Raw genomic sequence first — 11188 nt, 5'->3', positions numbered from 1 at the left:
CGGGCGCGCACCATGCGCCGATACCACCCGGTATTGTTGACCCAATTATGCTCGTATTAGCAGTCGACACCGCGACACCCGCCGTTACAGCGGGATTGGTGCATCTGTCACCTGCCGACGACGCGAATGCGCGGCCGGTGATCACCACGCTCGCCGCCCGCGTGAAAGTCGACGCTCGCGCGCACGCCGAGGTGCTCACACCGCAAATTCTTGAGTGTCTAACTGAGGCCGGGGTCGCGCGCGAAGACCTCGACGCTGTGGTCGTCGGGATCGGGCCTGGCCCGTTCACCGGACTGCGCGTCGGCATGGCCACGGCCGCCGCGTTCGCCGACGCGCTCGACCTCCCGGTCTACGGGGTGTCGAGCCTCGACGCGATCGCCGCCGACGCCGCGCCTGAGCAGCGCGAAGCGGGCGAACTGCTCGTCGTCACCGACGCGCGTCGTCGCGAGGTGTACTGGGCGCGCTACCTCAACGGCGAACGGGTCGCCGGGCCGGACGTGATTCGCGCCGCCGAAGTGCCCGCCGACAATGCGGTCGCGATCGCTGGATCGGCCGCCCATGTCGACTTTTTCGACCTGCCCGTCCTGCCGAGCGAGACGCCTTCGCCAGCCGGATTGGTGCGCGTCGCCGCCGACGCGCTAGTCTCTGGTGCTCCTCCTGAACCGCTAGTCCCGCTGTATTTACGCAGGCCAGATGCCGTTGAGAACAGTTTCCGCACCCTAGATCGGAGTGGCGCATGAGCGGGCGGTATTCGATCGCACCGATGACGCCAGCCGACATCGACCGTTGCGTCGAACTTGAGCACCTGCTTTTCCCCGAAGACGATCCGTGGCAGGCGGTGTCGTTCCATTCGGAGCTGGCCGCCGCGCACAATCGCTACCTGACCGCGCGTGACGAGTCGGGCGCGATGGTCGGGTACGCGGGCATCGCGCTGCTGGGCGACGCCGAGCACCCCGAAGCTGAGGTCCACACCATCGGCGTCGACCCGCTCGCGCATCGCGGCGGCATCGGCACGCTGCTGCTTGAAGCGCTGCTTGCGGCTGCCGCTGAACGCGGCGGTCCGGTGTTTCTTGAAGTCCGCACCGACAATCAGCCCGCGATCGGGCTGTATGCCAAGCACGGTTTTCACATCATCGGGCTGCGCAAAAACTACTACCACCCGAGCGGTGCCGACGCGTACACGATGCGACGGCCCGAACTCACCATCGCCGCCGATGAGTGGGCGGCGCGGGCGCGAACCGACGAGGTGCTTTCGTGATCGTCATGGGTATCGAAAGCTCCTGTGACGAAACGGGAGTGGGCATTGTTCGCCGCAACGACGACGGCACGCTCGACCTGCTCGCCGACGAGGTAGCGAGCAGCGTCGACCAGCACGCGCGCTTCGGCGGAGTTGTTCCCGAGATCGCGTCGCGCGCGCATTTGGAAGCCATCGTCCCCGCGATGCGCCGCGCGCTCGCCCAGGCTGGCATCAAGAAGCCGGACGCGCTCGCGGTCACGATCGGCCCAGGTCTCGCCGGTGCGCTGCTCGTCGGCGTCGCCGCTGCCAAGGCGTACGCGGCAGCGTGGGACGTGCCGTTTTACGCGCTCAACCACCTCGGCGGACACGTCGCGGTCGACACGCTTGAGCACGGTCCGCTGCCGCCCGCTGTCGCGCTGCTTGTTTCCGGCGGGCACACGCACCTGTTGCAGGTCGCTGATCTTGGTCAGCCGATTACCGAATTGGGCAGCACCGTCGACGATGCGGCGGGCGAAGCGTTCGACAAGGTCGCGCGACTGCTCGGCCTCGGCTACCCCGGCGGCCCGTACCTCGACGCGGCGGCCCAGGATGGCGACCCGCGCGCGATCGCGTTCCCGCGCGGCATGACCCGCCCGCAGGACGCGCGCTATGACTTCTCGTTCTCCGGCTTGAAGACCGCGGTTGCCCGCTACGTCGAATCGGCTCAGCGCCAAGGTGTTTCGCCTGCCGACCTGCCGATCAGCGACATCGCCGCGTCGTTCCAAGAAGCCGTCGCTGATGTGCTGACCATGAAGGCGGTGCGCGCGGCCAAAGATGTTGGCGTCGACACGATTGTGCTCGGCGGCGGTGCCACAGCGAACTCACGCATCCGCTCGCTCGCCGAAGAGCGTTGCGCTGCGGCGGGAATCACGTTGCGTGTGCCAAAACCGCGACTGTGCACCGACAATGGCGTCATGATCGCGGCGCTCGGCGCGCATGTGATCGCGGCTGGGGCGCAGCCCGCGGCGTTGACGGTAGCGACGGACCCGGGCTTGCCGGTGTCGGTGAGCGCGCTCCAGGGCTGAATCGCCCTGTGGGGCAAACAATCTGGCGCTAGCGAACGCCCGAGCCCGCGTCCAACTGGCCAAATGACGACTGTGACGGGTAGGGAATTTCCGGCAGGTTCGGGTCGGGGCGCAACGTCGGGGCCGTTGCGGAGACCGGAGCGCTCGGGCTCGCGCTGCTTGCCGACGACGGCGGCGCGGACGGGCTGTCCGGTGACGACGGGGGTGGCGGTGGCGCGTTGGTCAATGTTGGCGTCGGTGCCTCGCGTACCGAGGTAGGCGGGGGCGGGATCGGCGAAATGCCTTGGCGCACAGTAGAAGACGTGCCAGCGGGGGACACGTCATGGTTATCGGGGTGCACTGTCTGCACGCCGTAACCAATGATCAGACCCAGCACGACGGTGACTCCGGCCAGCACCCCCATCGCCTTCGCGAGCGTGCCGTTCGGCGCGTCCTGCGGCGTAGGTGCGGGCGCGCTCGGCAAGTCAAGGGCAAGCAGCGCGGCACCTTTCGCGATCACTGCTTCTGGATCGTCAACGGTGATCACCGGGATGGGACGACGGAACCGCACGGTGTCGATGACCGCCGGGATGTTCGCGCACCCGCCGATCACGACGATGGCGTCGGGATAGGTGGGCGAATGCGTGAACGCGGCGGTGATGAAGCGCGCGATGTTCCGCAGCAGTCCGCCGATGATTTCGTCGAAGTCGCCGCGCGTCATCGAAAGGGGCATCGTGCCGCCGTGGTCGATGCTGACGGCGGGCGCGATCGACAGATGCTCTTTCGCGGCCCGCGCGCGGCTGGTGAGGGTGGCGCGGCTTGGTCGGGTTGTCCGGTCGCTGTGGAGGTCGATCAGGTGCTGGCACAGCAATTCGTCGATGACGACGCCACCGAGGCTCGTCGCGCGCTCGCTGTGCAGCACCTCGCCGGTGGCGGTGTCGGCGACGGTGACGGTGAGCCCGGAAGCGCCCATGTCGATGAGCCCGATGGTCGCGTAGCGGGCGAGCAGCCCGGTGTCGCGCAGATAGGCCAGCGAAGCGTCGGCTTCGGTGACAAGGCGAACGCCACGACGGCGAGTGGTCGCCGCGCGAATCGCCTCAGCCTGAGCTTTATCCCGATAAGCGACAGCGACCGCGCTCGGTTTCGCGGTGCTAACCCCGTTGCCGGTGGTCATCAACTCGATCGACGACGCGACCAAATCACCAAGATCGGAATGGGCGGGATCGGCCGAGACGACGCGATAGTCGAAGCTCTGCTCGCCGGTGTCGCTGACGGTGACCACCGCCGAGCACACCACGTCACTACCTGCGGAGATGCCTAGGGCCGATCGCATGTTCACCTCCTGAGGACATTTCAGGGCAGCCAGGAAAATCACTGTGTCGCTTGGGAGAACCTTCGCAGCATGTTATGCGAACGTTACTCATACTCTTGTGTTATAGGAAGATCACGCGGCAGGGTGGGCGTGTCGGAAATGCGAGATTGGGACCGTGTTGGCACACGTCGCTCTTGAGCGCTGGCACTCTCACGTATAGAGTGCTAGTCGGCACTGGGTAGTTGTGCTTGTGCCAGTCGACCACTGGGCATTGGGTCCCGGCACCCGCGACGACGGGGCTAGAAGCGCAGGGTCGCAAGCGAACCGAAACCCGGTCCGAGACAACAGTCTTGGACAATTCCCCTGAAAGTGGAGGGCTCAACGTGGCGAGCGTGAACATTAAGCCGCTCGAGGACAAGATCCTCGTCCAGGCCAACGAGGCCGAGACGACGACGGCCTACGGCCTGGTCATCCCGGACACCGCCAAGGAGAAGCCGCAGGAGGGCACCGTCATCGCCGTGGGCGAGGGTCGCATCTCCGAGAAGGGTGACCGTATCCCGGTCGACGTCAAGGAAGGCGACGTCGTCATCTACAGCAAGTACGGCGGCACCGAGATCAAGTACAACGGTGCGGATTACCTCATCCTGTCGGCGCGCGACATCCTGGCAGTCGTGACCAAGTAGGCCCCAACCGGCCGCTCATGCTTTTCGCCCCGGCGTCGGTTCCCGACCCGGGGCGGAGTGCGTTAATCCCCAAAAACCCCACACAGGAGCTGAATTCGCAATGGCGAAGCAGATTGAGTTCGACGAGAAGGCTCGGCGATCTCTGGAACGCGGTGTCGACAAGCTCGCCGACGCCGTCAAGGTGACCCTCGGCCCGCGTGGCCGCCACGTGGTGCTCGCGAAGGCCTTTGGTGGCCCGACCGTCACCAACGACGGTGTCACCATCGCGCGTGACATCGACCTCGAAGACCCCTTCGAGAACCTCGGCGCGCAGCTGGTCAAGAGCGTCGCGACCAAGACCAACGACGTCGCTGGCGACGGCACGACAACCGCGACCGTGCTCGCGCAGGCGCTCGTTCGTGGCGGCCTGAAGAACGTGGCCGCTGGTGCCAACCCGATCACCCTCGGTGCGGGCATTGCCGCCGCCGCCGAGAAGGTGTCGGAAGAGCTGCTCGCCGCCGCCAAGCCGGTTTCCGGCGAAGAGGCCATCGCGCAGGTCGCCACCGTTTCCTCGCGTGACCCCGAGATCGGCGAGCTTGTCGGCAAGGCGCTCACCACCGTCGGCAAGGACGGCGTTGTCACCGTCGAAGAGTCGTCGACGCTCAACACCGAACTCGTCATCACCGAGGGCGTGCAGTTCGACAAGGGCTACCTTTCGCCCTACTTCGTCACTGATCCCGAAGACCAGCAGGCCGTCCTTGAGGACCCCTACATCCTGCTGCACCGCGACAAGATCTCGTCGCTTCCCGACCTGCTTCCGCTGCTTGAGCAGATCGCGGGCTCGGGCAAGGGCGTGCTAATCATCGCCGAAGATGTTGAAGGCGAAGCGCTTTCGACGCTGGTCGTGAACTCGATCCGCAAGACCCTCAAGGCTGTCGCGGTGAAGGCGCCGTTCTTCGGCGACCGTCGCAAGGCGTTCCTCGACGACCTCGCTGTCGTCACCGGCGGCACCGTGATCAACCCCGACCTGGGCATCACGCTGCGCGAAGCCACCCTTGAGCAGCTCGGCCAGGCCCGTCGCACCGTCGTCACCAAGGACAACACGGTGATCATCGACGGCGCTGGCACCGAAGCCGACATCGCCGCCCGCGCCGCGCAGCTGCGTCGCGAAATCGAAGCGACCGATTCGGATTGGGATCGCGAGAAGCTCGAAGAGCGTCTTGCGAAGCTGTCCGGTGGCGTCGCGGTGATCAAGGTTGGCGCTGCCACCGAGACCGCGCTCAAGGAGCGCAAGTACCGCGTTGAAGATGCCGTCGCCGCTGCCAAGGCCGCGGTTGAAGAGGGCATCGTCGCCGGTGGCGGTTCGGCGCTCGTGCAGGCGGCGAAGTCGCTGAACGCGCTGCGTGACTCGTTCGAAGGCGACAAGGCCGTCGGCGTTGAGGTCGTGCGCAAGGCCCTTGAGGCCCCGCTGTTCTGGATCGCGACCAACGCTGGTCTCGACGGTGCCGTCGTCGTCGCGAAGGTGGCCGAAGGCCCCGGCGCGTTCAACGCTGCCACCCTCACCTACGGCGATCTGCTCGCCGAGGGTGTCGTTGACCCGGTCAAGGTGACCCGCTCGGCCGTCGTGAACGCGGCGTCGGTGGCGCGGATGATCCTCACCACCGAGAGCGCGATCGTCGAGAAGCCCGCTGAGGAAGAAGATCACGGGCATCACGGCCACTCGCACTAAAAGCGCGAACGCCCGATAAAACCGGAAAGCCCGTCACCTTCGGAGGTGGCGGGCTTTCTTGCTAATTACTCCGCGGCGATGGCGGCTAATAAGGCCGCACGCAAGCGCGGCGGCGGTGCGACCTCGGGTGTCAACTGTGCGAGCGCCGCGTGCGTGCGGTCAACTTCGCGCTGAAACTCGGTGCGCAGCAACGTATCTGGACTATTAATGAGTTCCGCGACAGCATGATGGTCTTCGTCGTCGATCGATCCGAGCGCGACGGCGTGCGCGAGATCGACGAGCGCGTCGGTCATCTCACGTCACCCCCAAACTTTTCTTCAGTCGTGTCAAGCCGTCCCGAATTCGGGACTTCACTGTTGGCAATCCGATCCCGAGGTAACTTGCCACCTCGGAATAGGTACGCCCGCCGTAGTAGGCGAGCGAAATGGCCTCGCGCTGAGTGTGAGTGAGTTTCTCCAACCCCGCGACGACGGCCTGTTGTTCAAGTCTGCGTTCCACCTCCTCGGTGACCTCGTCGAATTCGTGGCCGAGCGCCCTTATCCCGTAGGCGACTTCGCGTTGGGTGTGGGCGTGCTCGGCGCGAACCCGGTCGACAGCGCGACGGTGGGCAAGCGTCATTAGCCACGTAACCGCTGAACCCTTCGCAGGGTCGAAGGTGGTTGCGGTGCGCCAGACTTGGAGGTAGACCTCCTGCGTTGTCTCCTCGGCGTAGCCGGGATCGTGCAAGACGCGCAGGATGAGGCCGAATACGCGCGCGCTAGTGCGGTCGTAGAGTTCGGCGAATGCTTGTTGGTCGGCCTGCCCGCAACGCAGGAGCAGGGCAGATAGCTCGATGCCTTCAGCAGCGCGCTGGGAAGGCGCAGAATCCACGGTAGGTGGGAAGGCTTCGCGTCGGAACCCATTCTGTGTCATCGGTCACGAACTTAGCGCGCCGGAATAACCTCCTTCCGCCCGGGGGTGGTTTGGCCGAAAGCTAGCTGTTTGCTAGGGATTCGGCGCGGCCCGCCGGGCGGATGGGAAAGAATTGCCGACTGGCTAGACAGCCATCCGACGACGGTTGCGACGCGCGTGCATCTCACGCTCGGTCTCGGACATGCCGCCCCAAATGCCATAGGGCTCCGACACCTTCAACGCGTGGGTGCGGCACTGCATGAGCACCGGGCATGCCCGGCAGATTTCCTTGGCGCGCATTTCGCGCGCGGTGCGTGCGCGGCCACGCTCGCCGTCGGGGTGGAAGAAGACCGCGGAATCCTGGCCGCGGCAAGAACCGCGCATCTGCCAATCCCAGACATCGGCGTTGGGGCCGGGAAGGTGGGTGGGCATGGGCATAGTGAACTCCTCGTGATGCGCGAGCTCGTCAGCGTTGTCGAGCGACGGTGTGGCAGGTCTTTCGACGGTGCCTGACGTGCCACGCCGGATGCTGCGATTTCGCGCGGCGCCCGAGGTGACGATGAGCTACGTTAGGGGCACGCGGGAATTTCCGTCAATAGTTCGACGCATTGCTTCCACAAATGCTCGAAGCTGAAATTTAACCTGCGTTCTGTTTACATTTCACATTCGTGCGATCCATACTGTTCGGTTGGCTATGGATCGTTCCCTCCGGCGTGTCGGTCGGATTGGGCGTTTCCCCAGGTCGCGCCGGTCAGTCGTTGGATTGGGTCCGCGTTTCGCCGCCGACTCGGGTGAACTGGATCACAAACCGTTAGGTTCGGTGTTACCCCAAAGATGGCGCAAACAGGGCGTTTAGGTTAATTGCGCGAAACGCATATGAATTCGAACCATTGGTTGAGCGTTGCGCGCGAGCGGAGTTTTACCTACTGGCAACATCGATACCCCGAAGAAATGCTGATTAGTAGCTGTCGAGCGCCGCGAACGGCCCCGGATACAGTCGGGCCGTGCGTACAACGGCCTCACCCGCGGAAATCGATTCTGAAATCCTCGAAATGACAGCTTTCGGACCGCGACCGGGTCGGGCAGCTGACCGATTGCCGATTCCGGCAACGCCACGCGACCGGTGGCATCGCGCTGTCGCCCTCGCAGGTCAGGGCCGCTACGCCGCCGCTCGCGCCGACCTATCGGTGCTTACGCGGGCGCGCATCGATCCGGCGCTGCGCTCGCTCGTCGATTCGACCCGCGCCTCGCTGATGCGACAGCTCGGCGGACATCGTGCCGCCGCGACCTACGACGGTCGCGCTGCCGCGCTCGCGATTGACTTACCCACAAGCGTGCGAGCCGAACCACTCTGTGACGCCTACACCGGTCTGGCCGCCGACGCGCTGGGCATCGGCCGACTCGCGCTCGCGTCGCGGTTGCTCGGTCGCGTTGAGCCGTTGCTCGCCGAAGCGCCGTCGCGCGCGCGGGTGCGTTGGCACTGGGTGCGCGCCGAGACCGCGTTGGCGGGCGGTCGCGGGGGCGACGCACTCGTCGACGCGCGACGTGGTGTCGAACTCGCGGCCGCGATGTCGTCGGTGCGGCATCAGGTGAAGTCGGCGCTGCTCGTCGCGGCGTCGACGGCCGCCGTTGGTGATCTCGCACAATCGGCGAAATTGGCCGCCGAAGTCGACGCCACGTGCGCCGAACACGCGCTTTTGCCGCTGCGATGGGCGACCGCGATGCTGCGTGCGGGCGTTTGCGAAGGGGCGGCCGCCGTGCAGGCTACTGAGGAAGCTGCAGCTCACGCGGCGCGTCTCGCGAACCTAGGTGGGACGTTCGTCCCAAACTGACTCGCGAGTACTCACCGGCCAGATAGCGACCCCGGCCAGGGTCGCTATTGTTGATTCCGTTCCACCCCTTCGGTGGAAGCTCGGTCACAGTTGACCGCGCCACTCGTAACGCCAGGAAAATCTCTGACGATGACGCATATGGGCGAAGAGTTGGACCTCGCCGTCGCTGCGGCTGCGCAGGGCGACAGATCCGCTTTAGCTCGGGTACTGGAACTGGTTCGTCCCTTGGTGGTTCGCTACTGCAGGGCACGGATCGGGGCTGCGGAGCGCGGACAGCTCTCCGCAGACGACGTTGCACAAGAGGTCTGTCTAGCTGTGATGACCGCCCTGCCCCGATATCAGGATCAGGGTCGGCCGTTCATGGCGTTTGTCTACGGAATCGCCTCGCACAAGGTCGCCGACGCCCATCGCAACGCCGCCCGTAACAAGGCGGAGGCAATGGCCGAAGTACCAGATGTCATATCCACCGACCACGGACCCGAACAGCGAGCTCTCGACTCGGAGACGAGCAGGCAGATGAACACTCTGCTAGCCACCCTCCCCGAGAAACACCGAGAAATCCTGATCTTGCGCCTGGTTGTGGGTCTGTCAGCAGAGGAAACCGCCGTCGCAGTAGGCAGCACGGCGGGAGCGATACGAGTGGCCCAACACCGGGCGCTCGCGAAACTGAAGTCACAAGTGGCGAGGGCAGGTGAGATGTATGGCTAGGGCTGGTGAGGTCGATGATGCCGGTGATTCCGGTCCGGTCGACATCGCGGCGGTACGCGGCGACGATGCGCTGATCGATGCGATCGCCAGCGACGGGCTGGTTCATACCAACAGCCCCGAGGAATTCCAGCTTGCCTCGTTGCTCGCGGATTGGCGAGGCGAGCTGCTGTCCACCCCGATGCCCGCGGGTCCGAACCTCGACACCGTGTTCGCCGCGGTCAATCAGGAAATCGGCGCGCGTGGGGTGCGAGTTGGCGCTTCTTCACGCGGTCGGCTGCGGCTGGTTCGTCCGCTGCTCGCGTCGGCCGCCGCACTCGCTGTGGTTTTTGGTGGACTTACCGGGCTCTCCTACAACGCCGCCCCCGGCGACGCGTTGTGGAAGGTCAAGGAGGTCGTCTTCAGTGAGCAGGCGCAGTCGACCGTTGTCGCGCAAGCCGACGGCGACCTTGTCGCCGCGCAGAACCTGATCGCCCAGGGCAACCCTGAGCAGGCCAAGGCGCTGCTTGAACAGGCGTCGAACGCGGCTGGTCAGGTCAACGATCCGGGCAAGCGCGACGACCTCGCCGCGCGCTGGCATCAGCTTCGAGAGCAGTTGATGAAGGTTGCTCCCGAAATTGGCGCGCAGCTGCCCAAGACCACGTTGCCGCCCGCGACGCCGAAGCCGACACCGCCTGGTTCGCAGCAGGGCCCAACCAGCCCGGGTAGCACCACCGCGCCCGTCGCGCCTGGTACCGGGGTTGATCCGACCATTACGGGCGGCCCTGGCAGTTCCGACAAACCGACGCAGCCGCCGGTGACCACATTGCCGACCACTCCGCCGGACACCAGGCCCGTCGCACCGCCGGAAACGACGGAACCGCCGGTCACCACGCCTCCACCGGTGACAACGGTTCCACCGGTGACAACGCAACCATCGCTGCCGCCAACGACAATCGCCGAACCGCCGCCGGTCACTGTACCGACGGCGGCTCCGTCGTCGGTTCCCGTCGTGCCGACCGCGTTGCCGACGTTGGTCCCGGTACCGACCGCCGCGACGATCGCGCCGATTCCGACCGCAGTTCCGCAGCAGCCGGTTGCACCGTTGCCGCGATGATCGCTTAGCGATTCATGTCACAGCGTCGCCGTTTAGCGCAGAAGGCCCCGAACCACCTGGTTCGGGGCCTTCGCCTATGTGTGCGTGAGGGCTTATGCGCGTGAGGGTTGCGAACGTAAAAACGTCGCGGGCGCCGGAATAGTGCGTGACCTGTTCCGATGCTCGCGACGCTCGCGCGTAAGAAATTAGTTGTCGAACCCGTCGAAGCCGTCGCCGTGGAACGCTTCGTTCATCGATGCGTCGGCGTAGCCACGGCAGTAATCCCACGTGACGTAAGCCTCGGGCGTTGGGTCGTAGGCAGGCTCGTGTGGACGGACCGTGCCGTCGACGAGCAGCTGAAGTAGGTTGGCCCGCAACATGTCCCAGTCGTGGTAGTGATCCTGGCGACAGTCTTCACAACTGACGACAAGCCCACGGATACCGCGATGGCCAAGCAGCGCTTCGTAGACGGCGAGGTCGGCGAGATCCTCCTCAACCGCGAGCCGCTCGTGGGCATCTAACGGCTCACCGGGCTCGATCGCGTCGAGGGCGGCTGACGGGTCGGCGGGGTCGCCGGCGAAGGGATCCGGCGGCAGTCCAGGTGGTAGATGGTCACGCACATCCCCACGGTACGCATTGGCAGGGGGTCCGCGCCAGCTATAGAGCCCGGCAAGTTCGCCAAAGACCTCACTTCACGGCGGT

13 protein-coding genes are annotated in these 11188 nt (G+C 65.5%); 8 read left to right on the top strand and 5 right to left on the bottom strand.

The genetic code is table 11. The features are described from left to right. The first annotated feature begins 47 nt into the window (after positions 1-47). Genes tsaB through tsaD form a run of 3 tightly spaced genes read left to right on the top strand, consistent with a single transcriptional unit; the run spans position 48 to position 2301 of the window. A complete protein-coding gene (gene tsaB / locus IEX78_RS15685; RefSeq protein ID WP_188829755.1) occupies positions 48-740 on the top strand; it encodes a tRNA (adenosine(37)-N6)-threonylcarbamoyltransferase complex dimerization subunit type 1 TsaB in 693 nt (230 codons plus the stop codon). After that, positions 737-1258 carry a ribosomal protein S18-alanine N-acetyltransferase gene (gene rimI / locus IEX78_RS15680; RefSeq protein WP_188829754.1) on the top strand — a complete coding sequence of 174 codons (522 nt, stop codon included), beginning with the start codon at positions 737-739 and terminating at the stop codon, positions 1256-1258. Before tsaB ends, rimI begins: the two co-directional genes overlap by 4 nt. Then, positions 1255-2301 (top strand): tRNA (adenosine(37)-N6)-threonylcarbamoyltransferase complex transferase subunit TsaD, encoded by a 1047-nt coding sequence (gene tsaD, locus IEX78_RS15675; RefSeq protein ID WP_188829753.1) that lies wholly within the window; start codon positions 1255-1257, stop codon positions 2299-2301. Before rimI ends, tsaD begins: the two co-directional genes overlap by 4 nt. A gap of 28 nt (positions 2302-2329) precedes the next feature. Here tsaD and IEX78_RS15670 read toward each other — a convergent pair whose 3' ends face one another. Next, on the bottom strand, positions 2330-3613 hold the full coding sequence (locus tag IEX78_RS15670) for an Hsp70 family protein (protein ID WP_188829752.1): 1284 nt from the start codon (positions 3611-3613) through the stop codon (positions 2330-2332). Positions 3614-3975: 362 nt separating this feature from the next. Between IEX78_RS15670 and groES the strand changes: the two genes are divergently transcribed. After that, positions 3976-4275 carry a co-chaperone GroES gene (gene groES / locus IEX78_RS15665; RefSeq protein WP_188830228.1) on the top strand — a complete coding sequence of 100 codons (300 nt, stop codon included), beginning with the start codon at positions 3976-3978 and terminating at the stop codon, positions 4273-4275. A gap of 100 nt (positions 4276-4375) precedes the next feature. After that, positions 4376-5983 carry a chaperonin GroEL gene (gene groL / locus IEX78_RS15660; protein ID WP_188829751.1) on the top strand — a complete coding sequence of 536 codons (1608 nt, stop codon included), beginning with the start codon at positions 4376-4378 and terminating at the stop codon, positions 5981-5983. Between the two features lie 65 nt (positions 5984-6048). Here the strand turns inward: groL and IEX78_RS15655 are convergent, their stop codons facing one another. The 3 genes from IEX78_RS15655 to IEX78_RS15645 form a co-directional block, all read right to left on the bottom strand. After that, positions 6049-6276, bottom strand: a complete 228-nt coding sequence (locus IEX78_RS15655) for an RskA family anti-sigma factor (protein WP_188829750.1) — start codon at positions 6274-6276, stop codon at positions 6049-6051. A 1-nt stretch (position 6277) separates the two neighbouring features. After that, a complete protein-coding gene (locus IEX78_RS15650; RefSeq protein ID WP_188829749.1) occupies positions 6278-6895 on the bottom strand; it encodes a sigma-70 family RNA polymerase sigma factor in 618 nt (205 codons plus the stop codon). 123 nt (positions 6896-7018) lie between these two features. Next, the gene (locus IEX78_RS15645) at positions 7019-7312 is read right to left on the bottom strand and encodes a WhiB family transcriptional regulator (RefSeq protein WP_022567299.1); all 294 of its coding nucleotides are present in this window, start codon (positions 7310-7312) and stop codon (positions 7019-7021) included. A gap of 614 nt (positions 7313-7926) precedes the next feature. Here IEX78_RS15645 and IEX78_RS15640 point away from each other — a divergent pair. From IEX78_RS15640 to IEX78_RS15630, 3 genes are all read left to right on the top strand, one after another. Next, on the top strand, positions 7927-8706 hold the full coding sequence (locus IEX78_RS15640; RefSeq protein ID WP_188829748.1) for a hypothetical protein: 780 nt from the start codon (positions 7927-7929) through the stop codon (positions 8704-8706). 129 nt (positions 8707-8835) lie between these two features. After that, positions 8836-9414, top strand: coding sequence for a sigma-70 family RNA polymerase sigma factor (locus tag IEX78_RS15635; RefSeq protein WP_188829747.1), 579 nt, complete (start codon positions 8836-8838; stop codon positions 9412-9414). After that, positions 9407-10507 carry an anti-sigma-D factor RsdA gene (locus tag IEX78_RS15630; protein ID WP_188829746.1) on the top strand — a complete coding sequence of 367 codons (1101 nt, stop codon included), beginning with the start codon at positions 9407-9409 and terminating at the stop codon, positions 10505-10507. Before IEX78_RS15635 ends, IEX78_RS15630 begins: the two co-directional genes overlap by 8 nt. A gap of 185 nt (positions 10508-10692) precedes the next feature. Here IEX78_RS15630 and IEX78_RS15625 read toward each other — a convergent pair whose 3' ends face one another. Continuing rightward, on the bottom strand, positions 10693-11106 hold the full coding sequence (locus IEX78_RS15625) for a DUF5319 domain-containing protein (RefSeq protein ID WP_188829745.1): 414 nt from the start codon (positions 11104-11106) through the stop codon (positions 10693-10695). Positions 11107-11188 lie beyond the last annotated feature (82 nt).

Source organism: Nocardia camponoti, from assembly GCF_014646135.1.
GTDB lineage: Bacteria > Actinomycetota > Actinomycetes > Mycobacteriales > Mycobacteriaceae > Nocardia > Nocardia camponoti.
The sequence above is the reverse complement of the archived record's forward strand: the minus strand, read 5'-3'. Positions and strand labels throughout refer to the sequence as shown.

Bases quoted from the DNA above. Each gene is read 5' to 3' on its own strand.
- IEX78_RS15630 (WP_188829746.1), top strand. From the start codon at position 9,407: ATGGCTAGGGCTGGTGAGGTCGATGATGCCGGTGATTCCGGTCCGGTC.
- IEX78_RS15640 (WP_188829748.1), top strand. From the start codon at position 7,927: ATGACAGCTTTCGGACCGCGACCGGGTCGGGCAGCTGACCGATTGCCG.
- IEX78_RS15650 (WP_188829749.1), bottom strand. From the start codon at position 6,895: ATGACACAGAATGGGTTCCGACGCGAAGCCTTCCCACCTACCGTGGAT.
- IEX78_RS15635 (WP_188829747.1), top strand. From the start codon at position 8,836: ATGACGCATATGGGCGAAGAGTTGGACCTCGCCGTCGCTGCGGCTGCG.
- IEX78_RS15645 (WP_022567299.1), bottom strand. From the start codon at position 7,312: ATGCCCATGCCCACCCACCTTCCCGGCCCCAACGCCGATGTCTGGGAT.
- IEX78_RS15670 (WP_188829752.1), bottom strand. From the start codon at position 3,613: ATGCGATCGGCCCTAGGCATCTCCGCAGGTAGTGACGTGGTGTGCTCG.
- groL (WP_188829751.1), top strand. From the start codon at position 4,376: ATGGCGAAGCAGATTGAGTTCGACGAGAAGGCTCGGCGATCTCTGGAA.
- tsaB (WP_188829755.1), top strand. From the start codon at position 48: ATGCTCGTATTAGCAGTCGACACCGCGACACCCGCCGTTACAGCGGGA.
- IEX78_RS15655 (WP_188829750.1), bottom strand. From the start codon at position 6,276: ATGACCGACGCGCTCGTCGATCTCGCGCACGCCGTCGCGCTCGGATCG.
- rimI (WP_188829754.1), top strand. From the start codon at position 737: ATGAGCGGGCGGTATTCGATCGCACCGATGACGCCAGCCGACATCGAC.